The 16,854-nt window shown below is 64.1% G+C and carries 13 protein-coding genes; 7 read left to right on the top strand and 6 right to left on the bottom strand.

The window, feature by feature from the left end:
• Positions 1-5 precede the first annotated feature (5 nt).
• Genes M1E17_RS15910 through M1E17_RS15885 form a run of 6 tightly spaced genes read right to left on the bottom strand, consistent with a single transcriptional unit; the run spans position 6 to position 6,232 of the window.
• On the bottom strand, positions 6-719 hold the full coding sequence (locus M1E17_RS15910) for a DUF4166 domain-containing protein (protein WP_457962937.1): 714 nt from the start codon (positions 717-719) through the stop codon (positions 6-8).
• Between the two features lie 46 nt (positions 720-765).
• Positions 766-2,058, bottom strand: coding sequence for a DUF58 domain-containing protein (locus M1E17_RS15905; protein ID WP_457962936.1), 1,293 nt, complete (start codon positions 2,056-2,058; stop codon positions 766-768).
• A 5-nt stretch (positions 2,059-2,063) separates the two neighbouring features.
• Positions 2,064-3,059 carry an AAA family ATPase gene (locus M1E17_RS15900; protein WP_457962935.1) on the bottom strand — a complete coding sequence of 332 codons (996 nt, stop codon included), beginning with the start codon at positions 3,057-3,059 and terminating at the stop codon, positions 2,064-2,066.
• Positions 3,056-4,267, bottom strand: a complete 1,212-nt coding sequence (locus M1E17_RS15895) for a DUF4350 domain-containing protein (RefSeq protein WP_457962934.1) — start codon at positions 4,265-4,267, stop codon at positions 3,056-3,058. Before M1E17_RS15895 ends, M1E17_RS15900 begins: the two co-directional genes overlap by 4 nt.
• Positions 4,264-4,923, bottom strand: a complete 660-nt coding sequence (locus tag M1E17_RS15890) for a DUF4129 domain-containing protein (RefSeq protein WP_457962933.1) — start codon at positions 4,921-4,923, stop codon at positions 4,264-4,266. Before M1E17_RS15890 ends, M1E17_RS15895 begins: the two co-directional genes overlap by 4 nt.
• Positions 4,913-6,232: a DUF7847 domain-containing protein gene (locus M1E17_RS15885; RefSeq protein ID WP_457962932.1), complete on the bottom strand. Its 1,320-nt coding sequence runs from the start codon at positions 6,230-6,232 to the stop codon at positions 4,913-4,915. The genes M1E17_RS15890 and M1E17_RS15885 overlap by 11 nt, the downstream gene beginning before the upstream one ends.
• Positions 6,233-6,452: 220 nt before the next feature.
• On the opposite strand from M1E17_RS15885, the gene mtrA reads away from it, so the two are divergent.
• From mtrA to secA, 7 genes are all read left to right on the top strand, one after another.
• Positions 6,453-7,127: an MtrAB system response regulator MtrA gene (gene mtrA / locus M1E17_RS15880; RefSeq protein WP_457962931.1), complete on the top strand. Its 675-nt coding sequence runs from the start codon at positions 6,453-6,455 to the stop codon at positions 7,125-7,127.
• Entirely contained in the window at positions 7,099-9,123 is a 2,025-nt protein-coding gene (gene mtrB / locus M1E17_RS15875) for an MtrAB system histidine kinase MtrB (protein ID WP_457962930.1), read from the top strand. Before mtrA ends, mtrB begins: the two co-directional genes overlap by 29 nt.
• Positions 9,124-9,137: 14 nt before the next feature.
• Positions 9,138-10,856 (top strand): LpqB family beta-propeller domain-containing protein, encoded by a 1,719-nt coding sequence (locus M1E17_RS15870; protein ID WP_457967786.1) that lies wholly within the window; start codon positions 9,138-9,140, stop codon positions 10,854-10,856.
• Between the two features lie 85 nt (positions 10,857-10,941).
• The gene (locus tag M1E17_RS15865; protein ID WP_457962929.1) at positions 10,942-11,877 is read left to right on the top strand and encodes a ComF family protein; all 936 of its coding nucleotides are present in this window, start codon (positions 10,942-10,944) and stop codon (positions 11,875-11,877) included.
• A gap of 144 nt (positions 11,878-12,021) precedes the next feature.
• Positions 12,022-12,747 carry a ribosome hibernation-promoting factor, HPF/YfiA family gene (hpf, locus tag M1E17_RS15860; RefSeq protein ID WP_457962928.1) on the top strand — a complete coding sequence of 242 codons (726 nt, stop codon included), beginning with the start codon at positions 12,022-12,024 and terminating at the stop codon, positions 12,745-12,747.
• A gap of 32 nt (positions 12,748-12,779) precedes the next feature.
• Positions 12,780-14,048, top strand: coding sequence for a winged helix-turn-helix domain-containing protein (locus M1E17_RS15855; RefSeq protein WP_457962927.1), 1,269 nt, complete (start codon positions 12,780-12,782; stop codon positions 14,046-14,048).
• Between the two features lie 47 nt (positions 14,049-14,095).
• On the top strand, positions 14,096-16,834 hold the full coding sequence (secA, locus tag M1E17_RS15850) for a preprotein translocase subunit SecA (RefSeq protein ID WP_457962926.1): 2,739 nt from the start codon (positions 14,096-14,098) through the stop codon (positions 16,832-16,834).
• The last annotated feature ends 20 nt before the right edge of the window (positions 16,835-16,854 follow it).

Here is a 16,854-nt window from a genome sequence, read left to right as displayed (position 1 = left end):
ACTCCCTAGGTCCGGCGCTCCCAACGGTCCGGCTGGGCATAGCGGGGCAGGAAGCTCAGGGCGGAGCTGCCACCGGAGTACGGGCGCAACCGGTAGTCGAAGCTTCCCGCATAGACCAGGACCAGCCCGATCTGCGGCTGGATGACCTTAACCTGGATCCGGTGCTTTCCGTGGGCCCCCTCCGAGGCGTCCCACCACTGCTCCGCGTACGCCTTCGCATCAAACGACGGCGGCAGGGGCAGGCGGAGGGGTCCGAGGAATAACCGGGAGGCATCCGAGATGCCACGCAGCCGGCCTTCAGCCGTGACGCTGAGGTTAAGGTCGGTGACCAAACGCCGGTAGCGGCCCACATAATCCACCAGCCGCGGAACGCCTTCACCCTGGTCCACACTGGTGGTGTCCTGGAAAATGCGGGTCCGGGAGGGAAACCTGATCTCCCGCCTGGCCGTAAGGCTGGAGCGTCCGAAAGGATCCAGATGCGCATGGTTTTCGATCCTGAATGGAATGCCCTCACCATATTCCGGGAAGAACGCCTCCTCCGGGGACGTGAGCCGTAACAGGGGTCTCAGCCAGCGCTGCCGGCAACCCACCACGTCAAAAACACCCTCGCCTACTCCGTACTGGCCCGAGCCCGGCACAAGGGAAAAGTAGTCCTGGAGCTCGGGCTGCAGCCTGTTGAAGTCTTGGCCCAGGGCCTGCTGATAGATGGGAACGTTCACTCGGGTCCTCCTGAGGGCGATACGGGAAGCGGCAGGGACCGCGGGTTCACAATCTACCGGCAGCCTTGAGGCGGATGTACATGTCGGCCAATTGCGGCGGCAACTGATGCGGTTCAGCATCCACCACCTCCACCCCTTGGTGGCGCAGCTGGCTGCTGACGGCCTCACGCTCCAGCAGGGTGCGTTCCGCCGCTGCCGCACGAAAAACGCTGGACGCGTTGTGCCGTTCCCGCAACATCAGGCCGAGCAGCGGATCCCGGACGGACGCCACCACCACCACGTGCTGCTGCGCCAGCTGTGCAGCCACGGGAATGAGCCCTTCCTCCGGCGCTCCGCCATCCAGCGATGTCAGCAACACCACCAAGGAACGGTGCGCCGAGACCCCACGGACCTGGCCCGGGATGCTTGACCAGTCCAGCTCGATCAGTTCCGCATCCAGCGGGGCCATGGCCTGCACCAGCTGGCCCAGGAGATTGCCGGTGGTGGCCGATCCTGCCCTGGCCCGCGGGCGGCGGTCGAAGGCGAGGAAATCAACCCTGTCACCGCCACGTTCGGCCAGCACCGCCAGTAAGAGGGCCGCTTCCATACCGGTATCCAGCCGTGGCTCGTCCTCGATCCGGGCCGCTGATGTCCGGGAGGTGTCCAGGATGATCACCACCCGCCGGTCGCGCTCCGGCCGCCACGTGCGGACGACGACGGCAGAGCGGCGTGCTGTTGCCCTCCAATCAATGGAACGCACGTCGTCCCCGCGGACGTAGTCACGCAGGGAATCGAATTCCGTGCCTGCGCCCCGGATCTGCACCGCGGCCTTGCCGTCCAGTTCACGCAGCTTCCGGAGCTTGGACGGGAGATGCCGGCGGGAGTTGAACGGCGGAAGGACCCTGATGGAGCCGGGACATTCAACCGTGCGCTGCCTGGCCGCCAACCGAAGCGGACCTTGCGACCGCAACGTCACGTGCGGGGCACGCAGGTCCCCGCGGCGGACCGGCCTCAGCCGCACCGCCAACTTGCGGCTTTCGCCGGCCGGAACGTCGATCTCCTGCACGGGGTTCTGTGCGCCGGCGGAGGGCTGCCAGGCGTCGCGGACCCTGGCACGGAGGAGGCGCCGGCCGTTATTGCGGACGGTGAGGCTGGATACTGCGGTGCCGTGCAGGGCCACATTTCCGGGTTCAGAGCGCTGCACGTCGATGCTGCGGAGGGAAGCGGCAAGGCCGAGTTCCAGAGCCAGCAGCGCGGCGAGGACCAGGACCACGGCCAGGACAGTTCCCCAACCGGGCATCAGAAGCACCGGCGCCAGGCCAAGCAGTGCCAGCAGTACAAAGCGTCCGGAGATCGCCATTCCGGTCAGCGGGGGACCGGAACGGAGGCGAGGATGCTCCCCAGCACATCGTCCACCCGGACTCCGTCCATCTGGGCTTCCGGATGCAATGCCACCCGGTGCCGCAGGCAGGGCAGCGCGAGGGCTTTGACGTCGTCGGGAGTGACAAAGCTCCGGCCGGAGAGCCAGGCCCAGGCCCGGGATGTATTAAGCAGTGCAGTTGCTCCGCGGGGCGAGACCCCCAGCTGGAACGACGGCGCGGCCCGCGTTGCCCGGACCAGGTCCACGATGTAGCCAATGATTTCCGGCTCCACGGCCACTCTCGCCACGGCTTGCCGCGCACGGTCCAGGTCGTCGGCTCCTGCCACCGCCCGGACCCCCGCTGCCGCGAGGTCGCGGGGATTAAACCCGGAAGCATGCCGCCGGATCACTTCCATCTCGTCGTTCCGGTTGGGCAGCGGCATGGTGAGCTTGAGCAGGAAGCGGTCCAGTTGCGCTTCGGGCAGGGGATAGGTTCCTTCGTATTCCACCGGGTTCTGGGTTGCCGCGACCAGGAAAGGCGCCGGCAGCGGGCGCGAGACGCCGTCCACTGAAACCTGCCGCTCTTCCATCGCCTCCAGCAGGGATGCCTGGGTTTTAGGTGGAGTGCGGTTGATCTCGTCAGCCAGCAGGATGTTGGTAAAGACAGGACCCTCCCGGAAGCTGAACTCGGACGTATGCGCGTCATAGACCAGTGAGCCCGTCACGTCGCCCGGCATCAGGTCAGGAGTGAACTGGACGCGTTTGGTGTCAAGGCTCAGCGCGGCGGACAGGGCACGCACCAACAGTGTCTTGGCCACGCCGGGCACGCCCTCCAGGAGCACATGGCCCTGCGAGAGCAGTGCAATGAGCAGTCCCGTGACCGTGGGGTCCTGACCCACCACGGCTTTGGCCACCTCATTACGGACGTCAAGGAGTGCCTGGCGGGCGGGATCATGCTGCAGGGAATCCAGGATTTGCTGGCCGCTGCTGTGTTCGTTCATCGGGTCCTCACCTCGTTCTCTAATTTCTCCAGCTCCTGGGACCATTGCACCAGTCTGGCTTCATTCCTTGGATGTTCCTGCAACAGTTCCCTGATCCCGGTGTCGGGACGGCCCAGGTGCCGGGCCGCGGCCCCGGCGACGTCTTCGGCGCTCGCGTCTGAGCCCAATCGAAGGTCCTTGGCCAGCCTCACAAGAGTCCCGGCCCGCAGGTTATCCCGTGCCCGGTCTATGGCGTGGGAGTCGTGGTAAAGCCGGGCGCGGCCCTCCGCCGTTTCTACCGCCTTAACCACAACCGGCAACGGCTCAAAGACGAGCGGGCCAAGGCGGCGTCCACGCCAGATGATGGCCAGGATGGCGATAAAGGCCAGCCAAGGCCCCAGGAACCGAACCCACTCCGGAGCGAGGTCATCGAGCGTGGCCGGCGAGTCCGCGCCGTTGGCGTCGGCCAACCCGGGAAGGTACCAGACCAGGTCCTTGGAGCCTCCCACTGTCCGGAGGGCAAGGGCGGCGTGGCCGTACTCATCCAGCCCTTGATTATTGATCAGGGCGGTGTTGCCCAGGACTGTCAGGGCCCCGTCCCGGGTGGAGGCGAGCATCCCCGCGGCCGATCCTGGCGGGCGGTAGCAGACTTCATCGCCGTCGTACAGGAACCCGTCTTCACCGGATACCGTGCCTGCCGTTTCCGCGTCCGCCTGCGGGCAGCCGGGCTCCAGCGTGGGGGCAGCCTCCGGGACCACACCGGCCTGGTTGATTCCGCTGTCCAGGGCGGAGAGTGTGTTGAGCCGCGGCGTAACTACCACCACCCGCCGGGCTTCTCCAGTGAGCCTCTTGAGCTGTTCCTCGTCCAGGAGGCCGCTCCGGTCGTACAGCAGGAGCGTTGCCCCGGGGTTCGCGGCCAAGGAGTCCAGGGCGGAGGTATAGGACCGGGCGTCCCTGACCGTCACCCCATGCCGGCCTAGGATTTCGCTGACTGCCCGGGCTCCGTTTGGCCCCACGTTGTGGACAGATAAGGGGACCGTGTCACCTTTTGGCGCAAGCTGTGCAGAGATGACAACCGCCAGCCCGACGGCGAACACGGCACCGATCGCTGCCCAGCCGCGGTGCCGCCGGATCCATGAACCGGCCTTTCCGCGGAGGGTCGGGTTTACTGCCGGACTGGCCGTTAATTCACTGGCAGCCAGGTGCTGAGTCTTCAGGTCTTCAGTCACAGCATGACCGCCGGATCCGTCTGATCCGTCGAAGCGTCAGTCCTGGCAGGTTTGAGCGATTGCAGGGCAGAGTCCAAGGCCATCATTCCGGCATTGGCGCCGGGCTCTCCGGCTTCCTTGCCGTACCGGATCCCGTCGAAGGTGCGGGCAGCCCAGGCGAGGCGCTGCGCTTCGGCCCCGAAGGCAACAGCCAGTTCGCCCGCCACTTCGTCCGCGGTTCGGCCGGGCCGGGCGTCCACGATGTTTCTCTCCTCCGCGGTGCGCACCAGCGCGCGGAAAGAGTCAACGACGGCGGCGCTCCAGTCGCCCGCGGCCGCTGCCGCCGCTGCGCGCGAGCGGTACTCCGACGCGCTCACGGTGGTGTCGGCGTCGAACATGTCCTTTTCGGCCTTTGACCTGGCGTTGAGGCGGGGACGGGCGAGGATGATGGCGACCGCTATCATCACGGCAATCCCCACTCCGATCAGTGGAGCCACCGGAGTGTTGTCTGCGCCGGAGGAGGAGCCGTCCAAGGACTGCAACCAGTCAAGAATGGCTTCCCAAACGCTATCCAGCCACCCCGGCTCCGCGCCGCGGTACTCGGGCTTGGCAAGTTCTTCTGTCGCCCAGCGCCGGGCTTCATCACGGCCTGGAAGCACCGGAGGTTCAGCGGACATCCGGCGGGGTCCCGTAGGCAGATGGTGCACCGTAACCGGGTGCATTCCTGTACACCGGAACACCGCGGCCGGGAACACCATCAGCGTCGGCGCCCGACTCCAGCAGCCGGAGCAGCGAAATGTCCAGGCCGTCCTTGCGCATCCTGAGATCCAGATAGAGCAGAGCCATGACCGAGGTCTGGAAGGCGTAGCCCACGGCACCTACCAGCGCACCAATGATGGCCGTCACAACCCCCACTGTCACTGCCGCTGAGATCGCCTGCCCGGGGCCGCCGTGAGGAGAAACTACGCTCGTGAAAAAGGTTGAAAGCAGGCTGACCGGGATCATCACCACCTGGGCGATGATCCCGACCATAAACCCCACTACCAGTGTGATTCCGAGGATCCGCCACCAGTTTCCCCGCGTCAGTTCCCAGGACCGGCGCAAACCTTCCCTGGCCCCGAGCTCTTCGATGACAATTGCTGCCGGCGCCACCATCAGCTTGATGTACACCCACATCAGGAGCACAAAGAGCGCAAGGCCGAGCGGGAACAGAATCAGGCCTCCGGCGGGACCCACGGAGCTGATCAGCCCCACGGCGAAGGCCGCGAAAATCAGTAAAACGGTCAATGCGCCCAGAAGGAGCAGGAACGCAAGCCGGATAAGTGCACCGGCGCGGGACTTCGCGAGGGCCCACATCTGCCGGAATCCGGTGCGTCTGTTCAGGACGGACCGCGCCACGGGTACCACCATGGCACCCTGGAGTACAGCGGAAATGAGCACCGTCAGGACGCTGAAAAGGAGTAACCCGGCTGCCGAGCCGATCCCGATGGAAAGCATTTGCTCCCGGCTGAGGCCCTCAGCCCACGTTTGCAAAAATCCGCCGGAGGTGGCGGACAGTGCGGTAAGAACGGCTGTCAGCACGGCGGCAAGGGACTGCGCCAGCAGGGAAGCTCCCAGCATTGCCTTGGCGTTGCGCCTGATCGTTTGGAAAGAGCCGTCCAGAATTTCGCCGAACATCAGGGGACGCAAGGGAATGATGCCGGGCTTGGGAGGGGCGACATAGTGCTGCCGATAAGGAGACGGGCCGCCGTAGTGGCCAGGCTGGGGGGCGCCCCACGGGGCATCTTGGGAACCGGGCGGGGGACCCCAGACCGGTTGTCCGCTCCACGGCTGCTGCGAACCGGGTGCTGCCGGGCCGGCCGCCCACCCGGGTACTGCCGGACCAGGCCCCGGAGCCCATGGCTGCTGGGCGGCGCCGGGCTGGCCGGAATCGGCTGGCTGCCCCCAGGGCTGCTGATCGGCACTGGGCTGGCGCGGCCTCTGCATGTTCGGATCCTGTTGTGACAACCTGTTCCTTCCCCCGGGTGAGACTGTCGCCTTGCTGCGGTGCCTTGCCTCCGCGGAGCCTGCGCGCTCACACGCGGGACTCCCGGCAGCAGCGGGCACGCTCCCAGACTATAGTTCAGGCGTCGGACGGCATAGCGTGACGCCATGCCGGTGAGGCGCTCAGCAGGACAAAGACTGATCAATAAGGGAATATATAACTATGAAGGCACGCATCCTGGTAGTTGACGACGACGAAGCGCTGGCCGAAATGATTGGAATTGTCCTCCGTAACGATGGCTTCGAGCCGGTGTTCTGCGCCGACGGCGGCCAGGCGCTTGACATCTTCCGTTCATCCAAGCCGGACCTCGTACTGCTTGACCTCATGCTTCCTGGTGTGGACGGCATTGAGGTCTGCCGGCAGATCCGTTCCGAATCAGACGTGCCCATCGTCATGCTCACTGCCAAGGCGGACACGTCCGACGTCGTCCGCGGCCTGGAATCCGGGGCTGACGATTACGTACCCAAACCGTTCAAGCCGGCCGAGCTTGTCGCCCGCGTCCGCGCACGGCTGCGTCCAGGAGACCAGAAAGCTCCTGAAACACTTCGGATCGCGGACATCACCATTGACGTGGCCGGCCACACGGTAAGCCGCGGTGACGAGCGCATCTCCCTGACTCCGCTTGAATTCGACCTCCTCGTTGCCCTTGCCCGCAAACCCTGGCAGGTGTTCACCAGGGAACTGCTGCTTGAGCAGGTGTGGGGATACCGCCATGCCGCGGATACGCGGCTGGTCAACGTCCATGTCCAGCGCCTCCGGTCAAAGATTGAACGGGATCCGGAAGCCCCGGAAGTAGTATTGACGGTTCGTGGTGTCGGCTACAAAGCAGGTTCCTGACCCCTCGGGGGCAGAGAACGGACGTGCGCCGGACGCGTCCGCCGCCCAGCAGGCCGGGCATGTTCCGGAGCACCATTCTGCTCCGGAACACACTGATGCCCTGGCCGCCGCGGGGCTGTCCGAACTGCCTTTCCGCGCCCGCATTTGGAAGCGCCGAACGCTCATCGTCAGCCTTCGGGTAGCGCGCCTCGTCCGGATTGGCCTCAGCCGCGTGTTTCCCGCCATCCGTTACCTGGCGAGATCACTTCACCGCCGCTGGCGCCGGTCACTGCAGTTCCGCACCGTTCTGACCACGCTGTTGCTGGCCGTCACGTCATTCGCTGTAGTGGGCGCTTACCTGTCCAACCAGATTGCCAACAACCTCTTCCAGGAGCGCCTGACCCAGGCCGAGTCTGAGACCCGATATAACGTCAAGCAGGTCCAGGACACTTTCGACGGCGCCCAGGTCACCGACCAGTCCAGTGTGATCACCCTGGTCTACGACACCCTGACCGCCGTTGAGGGACGCGGCGATGTCATCCAGCGGCGGTATGTCTTCGAGGCCATGCCGCAGCAGACCAAGCCGCGGAACCGCTGGGTTGAATCCAGGGCCTCCGATCAGCTGACGGTCAGCGTCATCCCGCCCGAACTGCGGAAGGCGGTCCAGGAGTCAGGGAAAGACCAGTACTGGGCATCCACCGTCATCCCGGTCGGCGCCGAGGACCGGCCCGGCATCGCTGTGGGAAACAAAGTCACCTTCAACGGCACGGTCTATGAGCTCTACCTGATTTACGATCTCAACACCGCCCAGCAGACCCTCGACGAAATCCAGAGTGTGCTGTGGGCCGGCGGCGCCGTGCTGGTGCTCATGATCGGCGCCATCGCCTGGTATGTCACACGAAATGTGGTCAGCCCGGTCAGCCACGCTGCCCTGGTGTCGGAAAAGCTCGCCGCCGGGCAGCTCCAGGAGCGAATGGTGGTCAAGGGCGAAGATGAAGTGGCCCGCCTGGGAGCGTCGTTCAACCATATGGCAGCCAGCCTCCAGGAGCAGATCACCCAGCTGGCCACACTGTCCCAGATGCAACAGCGCTTCGTGTCGGACGTATCCCACGAGCTGCGTACTCCGCTGACCACTGTGAGGATGGCCGCCGAGGTCCTGTACGACGCCCGCCACGATTTCGACCCCATCAACAAGCGCTCCGCTGAACTCCTCTATAACCAGGTCGAACGGTTCCAGTCCCTCCTTTCGGACCTGCTTGAGATCTCGCGCTTTGATGCCGGCGTGGCCATGCTCGACGCTGAACCGGAGGACATCCTGCAGGTCGTTGCCCACGTTATTGAAGGAGCCGCACCGGTGGCGGCTCAATACGGTTCCGAAATTACTCTCAGTGCACCCGCCGGAGGCATCGTCGTGGAAATGGACGCCCGCCGGATCGACAGGATCCTGCGCAACCTGATCCTCAACGCTGTGGAGCACGGTGAGGGCAGACCCGTCAACGTCACTGTCGCAGCCAACCAGACCGCCGTCGGAATTGCCGTCCGGGACCACGGCATCGGCATGGCTCCGGCCGAGGCAGCCCGCGTTTTCGACAGGTTCTGGCGGGCGGATCCGGCCCGCGCCCGGACCACGGGAGGAAGCGGCCTTGGCCTGTCCATTGCCATGGAGGATACGAAACTCCATAACGGCTGGTTGCAGGCCTGGGGCAATAAGGGCAAGGGAGCCAACTTCCGGCTCACGGTTCCCCTCCGGCAAGGCGAGGAAATCGACAAGTCTCCCGTGCAGCTGGAACCGGAAGACATAGTCCTGCCGGGTGTGCCCCAAGAGAGGGACGTGCTGGTCCTGGGTCCAGCACCTACTGCTGCTTCTTCTGCCAAAGGTGACGCACCAGCCCCTGACGGTGTCCCGGGATCCATGCATGCCCCCGATGACTCCCACGCTGAAACCCAGCGCGGAGTCGGCCATGAACCGGCCACACAGCGCCCGGCGCTCACTGCCGGCCCCAAGGACAAGCCATGACAGCAACCCCCACCATGCATGCCAAACACGGGGTCAAGCGGTACCAGGCCCTGGTGGCCCTGCTGGTCCTGGTGCTCCTGCTGGGCTCTTGCGCCCGAATACCCACTTCCGGTCCGGTGGGAAAAAGCAGCGAGGGAAGCGCGGGGAACCTGAATGCCCCGGTTTTCCTTCCGGCCGCACCGCAGCCCGGGGCCGCGCCCGAGACCATCATCGAGGATTTTTACCGCGCCGGGAGCGGCTATGAGGACGACTATGCGGTGGCCCGTGAGTACCTCACGCAGGCATCCTCCGTGGCATGGAAACCCGACCAGCGTGCCCTCGTATACCGGGCAGCCAGGGTAGTGCCCACCGGCGTCGAAAACGTCTACAACTACGAACTCGACGTGGCCTACACCGTCGACGCGGACGGCATTGCTACCCAGACCCCGGAAGGCACCAAGGAGAACATACCGGCAGCGGTCACCCAGGTTGACGGTGAATGGCGGATCTCAGCCATTCCTGACGGCACCGCCATTCCCGAGGAAACGTTCAAGGTCATTTACGGCGCCTACCCCATCTACTTCTACGATCCCAGCTTCACCTACGCGGTTCCCGATGTCCGCTGGTTCATCAAGAACAAAACCGTCAAGGCCATGACCAGCGCCCTCCTTGCCGGCCCGGCTCCCTATCTCCGGGGCGCCGTCGTGAGTGCTTTCCCGTCAGGCATTAAACTTGCCCGGGAGTCGGTGCCGGTGGTCTCCGGGGCCGCGCAGGTGGACCTCAGCCCCAAGGAGCTCACGGAGGCGTCCACAGAGGACAGGCTCCGGATGCAGACTCAGCTCGCCCTGACATTCCGGACCCAGCCTGATGTGGTCAACGTTGAGCTGCGTGCCAACCAGGACCTCGTCCGGGTGGAGGACAACGGCTCCGTGCTGCCACCCGTGCAGAACAAGAATGTGCCTGCCCGCCAGATTGCCATCAGCGGGAACGAGTTGGTCCGCTATGAGAACAACCGCGTCTCCCCACTGCCGGATATGCAAACGGTGTCCGCCCTCGGACCCCGTTTCCCGGCGGAATCCCCGGTTTCGCAGACAGTGGCGTTTTTGAATGAAAGCCGGACCACGCTCTACAGCATGGTTCCCGGACAGCCTGCCAGGGCACTGACCACCCGCAGCACGCTGACTCACCCGTCGTTCAGTCTCCACGACTGGGTGTTCTCCGCCGGGCCTGGGGCCGTGGGCGGGACTGAAATTGTGGCTTACCGTCCGACGGGTGTGGCCGAGGGGGCTGATGTCCCAACCGTCACCCTGGCCCCTTCCTGGCTGGCCGGACGGACGGTAAAAGACTTCAGGGTGTCCCGGGAGGGCGTACGGGCACTGGTAATCTCCGAGCAGAACGGCAAGACCCGTGTGCAGGTTGCCGGGATCATTCGCAATGCCGACGGAACACCACGGGAACTGACCTCGCCGATCACCCTCGCCGCGGGGAGCGAGCCGGACCAGGGGGTCTGGGTCAGTGACACCATGGTGGCCGTGATGAAGGGGTCGGCCGCTGCCAACGTTTCCCCGGAGCTGCTGTCCCTGATGTCGGGACAGCCGCAGCAGCTGGCCCCCTGGCCCGGGCTGGTAGGCCTGAGCGCCGGGAACGGACCCGAGGAGATCTATGGTCAGTCCGCCGAAGGAATATTCCAGCGGCTGGGCAACGGCTGGTCGCCGCAGCTGAAGGGGCCCGTGGACCCATCCTTCCCGGGTTAGGGGTTTTGTCTTTTCAAGGTGACCGCTGTCCACATAGCCGTACAGCACGCTTTCCCTGGACGTGCAGCGCGGCAAGCATGGGGGTGTGACTTCCGCACAATCCAGCAGCCGTCCCCGCGCGCGCCGGGCTTCGGCCGATCCGGACCTCCTCCCGGCTCCGCAATGGTCAGCAAAGCACCGCGGAGGGTATCAACGCCTGCTGCCGAGGATTGCTGACCAACTCGGCAGCGCCGCAGCGGAGCTGCTGGCCCTTGCCGTCCCCGTGGACTGTGTTTGCTGCGGTGCTGAAGATCTGGCCCTCTGCGTTGCCTGCGAACGGCAGGTCAGGACACTGACCGGGAGCCCGTTCCGGGCCGAGGGCCAGGCGCCGGCGCTGATGGACGTCGACGGCGGGATCCGGCTTCCGGTGGTGGCAGCGGGGGTATACCGCGATGAGCTTGCCCAGGCCGTCCTTTCCTTCAAGAGCCATGGACAGCGCCAGCTCAAGCATGTGCTGGCAAAGGGCCTGGGAGACGCTGTGGTGTCAGCAGCCGGTGGTCTCGATGGGGTCTTCCTGGTGCCCGTGCCAAGCAGTGCCGGGGCGTTTGTGAAGCGCGGCTTCAGTCCTGTGCATCTGCTCCTTGGCGCCCTGATGGCAGGACGCGCCACCGCCGGAACTCCGGTTCTTGACGTACTGAGGAAGTCAAGGCGCCCGGTCACCCTGGAGCAGCTTCCAGGTGGCCAAAAAGGACTGGGCCGGGGGGCCCGGGCGAGGCGTGTGCGGGGATCAATGCAGGTCAGCGGACGGCAACGGCGCCGGGTAGCCGGACGCCGCTGCATCATCGTTGATGACGTCCTGACCACAGGTGCGACGCTCGCTGAAGCAGCCCGCGCATTGCACCTGGCAGGGGCACTGGTGGCAGGGGCGGTGGTCCTCGCGGCGACACGCCCGCCCGATTCCGGCAGCACCACCGAACCCTCCGCGAACACAGGCCTGGCGGCTGACGTCTTAGAAAAAAATAAACCAAGAAAAGATGAATAACGTGTGGCTATGAACTAACGTCGGTTGTGGGTACCAAGAACAGTTGTACCTTTCGATGGCGGCTCGGAAAGGGGCTCGACTGTCAAGCAGATCGGCCCATAAGAAGTGCCGTCGTCGTGTCACCGAAGTCATTTGGAGGGCACCATGGAGTTTATGATCAGCGGACGAAATCTGACGGTCTCAGACCGCTTCCGCGAATACGCCGGCGAGAAGATCTCAAAGATCGAATCGCTGGGCGACAAGGTCCAGCGGGTGGACGCTAAGGTTTCCAAGGAAACGAATGCGCGCCAGACCGGGGACCAGCTCACCGTCGAAGTGACTGTCCTGGGACGGGGACCGGTAATCCGCGCGGAAGCCAGCGCCGCAGATAAATTCGCTGCGTTCGATCTTGCCTACAACAAGCTGCTTGAGCGGCTTCGCCGCGCGAAGGACCGCAAGAAGGTCCACCACGGACGGCATACTCCCAAGGCGGTGCGCGAAGCCACTGCATCCCTGGAACCCGCGAGCGCCCACGAACCCATTTATGCAGAGGCCAGCCACCGGAACGAACCGGCGGCCGCGCCGGCCGAGCGCTCGCCCTATGACGTTGAGAATGACATTCCGGCTGGGGACTCTCCCGTACTTATCAGGCGCAAGGTCTTTCCCGCCGCATCCCTGACCCTGGATGACGCCGTGGACAACATGGAATTGGTTGGCCACGACTTCTACCTGTTTGTGGACAAGGAAACCAACACACCCTCCGTTGTCTACCGGCGCCGTGGCTGGACTTACGGGGTTATCACCCTGGACCACGAATGCGAACCGGGCGAAACCCCGATTGAAGAGAAGGTTATTGCCTACCGTTCCAAGGATGAGGCAGCAAACGTTTAGGGTGGTGAAGACCATCCAACGAGAGGACTGATGTGGGAGCGACGCTGAGCCTTGACCAGGCCCGGCGGATCGCTTTGGCAGCCCAGGGACTCGACAAAGGACGGCCCGCCGGACCCGTGACTTCACGGACGGTGGGCCGAACCTTTGCCAAGCTTCAGCTGGTCCAGATCGATTCCGTCAATGTGTTGTCCCGAAGCCACTTCCTTCCCTTTTTTTCGCGGCTGGGCAACTACGACCGCGATATTCTGCAGCGGATGTCAGCCACCCCTCCCCGCCGGATGATGGAGTACTGGGCACACGAAGCCAGCTACATCCGCCCGGACCATTTCCAGGATCTGGTTCTCTGGCAGAAGCGCAAGTGGGTGGGCGCCTCGGGCATGGAACAGGAACTGCGCGAAGGCGTGGCGGGGAAGATCCTTCAGGCCCTGTCCAGCGGCCGGCCCATGACGGCCAGTGAACTGACCGCCAGGATCGGACACGTGGAGGACAGGAAGAACGATAACTGGGGATGGAATTGGAACGCCGTCAAACGGGTCCTTGAGCATCTCTTTGAGCAGGGCCTGGTATCCGCGGCTTCCAGAACCGACCAGTTTGAGCGGCGTTACACGCTGACCGAGCGGGTGTTGCCGGCACTGACGGGCGGCGACAACGAGTCGCCTGACCCGGTTGCCGCCATGCACCGGCTGATCGATGCCGCCGCCCAGGCGCACGGTATCGGGACGGTACGCTGCTTCGCCGACTACTTCCGTGTCCCGGCGAAGGCTGCTGCAGGGTCGGTGGAGCGCCTCGTGCAAACCGGGCGGCTCGAGCCGGTCAAAGTGGCTGGCTGGAACAGGGATGTGTTCCTGCATGCGGAGGCAAGGCTTCCACGGAGGGCCTCAGGACGGGCACTGTTGAGTCCCTTCGATTCACTGGTCTTTGAGCGGCGCAGGCTTGAGGAGTTGTTCGGTTTCCACTACCGCATCGAGATTTACACCCCGGAACACAAAAGGCGCTTCGGCTACTACGTTCTTCCTTTCCTTCTGCGCGACAGGTTGGTTGCCCGGGTTGACCTGAAGGCGGACCGGGCTTCGGGACACCTGCTTGCCAAGTCCGCTTATGCTGAGCCGGACGCCCCTGCGGATACCGCCGTCGAACTTGCCGCCGAACTGCACCTGATGGCCGAATGGCTGGGCCTCCAGAAGGTGGTGGTGTACCCCAAAGGGGACCTTGCGGCGGGCCTGGCCCTGGCAGTCCGAAGGGATGAAGAGGGTATCCGCTGTGAGGGAAAACAGACACCGTGGGCTGCGTCTCTCCCGTAGACTAAAAACGCCAGAATTCGGCAGCATAAGACTGGGAGCATCTTCACGTGGCATCACTTATCGAAAAACTTCTCCGCACGGGAGACAAAAAAACCCTGCGGCAACTCCGGAACTATGCCGACTCCATCAATGCTCTCGAAGACTCGCTCAAGACGTTCAGCGACGCCGAACTCCGCGAAGAAACGGACCGCCTCCGTGAACGGCACCGCGACGGCGAGAAGCTCGACGACCTCCTGCCGGAAGCCTTTGCAGCTGTACGTGAAGCGTCATCCCGAACCCTTGGCATGCGCCACTTCGACGTTCAGCTGATGGGTGGCGCGGCCCTTCACCTGGGCAACATTGCCGAGATGAAGACCGGTGAAGGCAAGACGCTTGTCGCAACGGCTCCCGCTTACCTCAACGCCCTGACCGGAAACGGCGTCCATGTGGTGACGGTGAACGACTACCTGGCCGAATACCAGTCCGATCTCATGGGCCGCGTCTATCGCTTCCTGGGGCTCACCAGCGGCTGCATCCTCTCCAACCAGGACCCCTCAGTCCGCCGGGAGCAGTACGCGGCCGACATCACCTACGGCACCAACAACGAGTTCGGTTTTGACTACCTCCGCGACAACATGGCGTGGGACCAGTCCGAGCTCGTCCAGCGCGGACACCACTTTGCCATCGTGGACGAGGTGGACTCCATCCTGATTGATGAGGCCCGCACGCCGCTGATCATCTCCGGGCCCGCCCAGGGGGACACCAACCGCTGGTACAGCGAATTCGCCAAGGTAGTGCTGCGGCTGCAGGCCGGCCAGGACTACGAGGTCGACGAAAAGAAGCGCACGGTGGGCGTTCTTGAAAGCGGCATTGAAAAAGTCGAGGACTACCTGGGCATCCAGAACCTGTACGAGTCGGCGAACACCCCGCTCATTGGATTCCTGAACAACGCCATCAAGGCGAAGGAACTCTTCAAGCGGGACAAGGACTACGTCATCCTGGATGGCGAAGTCCTGATCGTGGACGAACACACGGGCCGCATCCTTGCCGGCCGGCGGTATAACGAGGGCATGCACCAGGCGATCGAGGCCAAGGAAGGCGTCGAGATCAAGGCCGAAAACCAGACCTTGGCCACGGTAACGCTGCAGAACTACTTCCGCATGTACGACAAACTCGCAGGCATGACCGGTACAGCCGAAACCGAGGCCGCCGAGTTCATGGGTACGTACAAGCTTGGGGTTGTGGCTATCCCCACCAACCGTGACATGCAGCGGATTGACAAGTCAGACCTCGTGTTCAAGAACGAAACGGTAAAGTTCGACGCCGTTGTTAAGGACATTGCCGAACGCCACGAAAAGGGGCAGCCGGTCCTGGTGGGCACCACGAGCGTTGAGAAGAGCGAGTACCTCTCCAAGCTGCTCTCCAAGGAAGGCATCCGGCACGAGGTACTGAACGCCAAGAACCATGCCCGTGAGGCGGCCATCGTGGCGCAAGCTGGGCGGAAGGGCGCAGTCACCGTCGCCACCAACATGGCCGGGCGAGGCACGGACATCATGCTTGGCGGCAACGCGGAATTTACGGCCGTTGCCGAACTCGCCAAGCGCGGGCTGGATCCTGAGGAAAACTCGGAGGAATATGAGGCCGCGTGGCCTGCCGCCCTGGAAGTTGCCAAGCAGTCGGTCAAGGACGAGCATGAGGAAGTTCTGGACCTGGGCGGCCTTTACGTCCTGGGTACCGAGCGGCACGAGTCCCGCCGTATCGATAACCAGCTTCGGGGCCGTTCGGGACGTCAGGGTGACCCGGGAGAATCCCGTTTCTACCTCTCCCTGACTGATGACCTGATGCGGCTCTTCAACTCCGGCGCCGCCGAACGTCTGATGAACAGCTCAGTGCCTGATGATGTTGCGCTTGAATCCAAGCTTGTTTCCCGGGCCATCGCATCGGCGCAGGGGCAGGTCGAGGGCCGCAACGCCGAGCAGCGCAAGAATGTCCTGAAGTACGACGACGTCCTGAACCGCCAGCGCGAAGCCATTTACGGAGACCGCCGCCGGATTCTTGAGGGCGATGACCTGCACGAGAAGGTGCAGTTCTTTGTGGAAGACACCATCACCGCCCTCATTGATGCTGCCACCGCTGAGGGCAACGGCGATGACTGGGACTACAACCAGCTGTGGACGAACCTCAAGACGCTCTACCCGGTGAGCGTTACGCCCGAGGAGATCATTGAAGAGGCCGGCGGAAAGTCGCGTCTCACCGTGGAGTTGCTCAAGGAGGAACTGCTCTCCGACGCGCGTTTGGTCTACCAGTCGCGTGAGGAAGCCATCGGCTCGGAAAGCATGCGGGAGCTTGAGCGTCGTGTTGTGCTGTCCGTCATCGGCCGCAAATGGCAGGAACATCTCTACGAGATGGACTACCTCAAGGAAGGCATTGGCCTGCGTGCCATGGCCCAGCGCGACCCGCTGGTTGAGTACCAGCGTGAAGGCTTCACCATGTTCCAGAGCATGATGGAGGCCATCCGCGAGGAAAGTGTTGGCTTCCTGTTCAACCTTGAAGTGGAGGTCACTCCTGCCCAGGATGTTGTGGTGGCCGATGCCGCCGGCGGACACACCGAGCATGTTGAGCCGCAGATCCGGGCGGCGGGCCTGGAAGCTCCGGAAAAGCCGGCGCAGCTGCAGTACACCGCACCCGGCGAGGACGGCGCCACCCACACCAGGGTGGAGAGCCGCTCATCATCGCGTTCCGGGAACCCGGCAAAGGCGGCCACCCAGGATGCCCCCAAACGCACCGCCAAGAAAAAGCGCCGCTGAGGGATTGCGTCGGCATGTTG

Source organism: Arthrobacter sp. D1-29 (assembly GCF_054130585.1).
The sequence above is the reverse complement of the archived record's forward strand: the minus strand, read 5'-3'. Positions and strand labels throughout refer to the sequence as shown.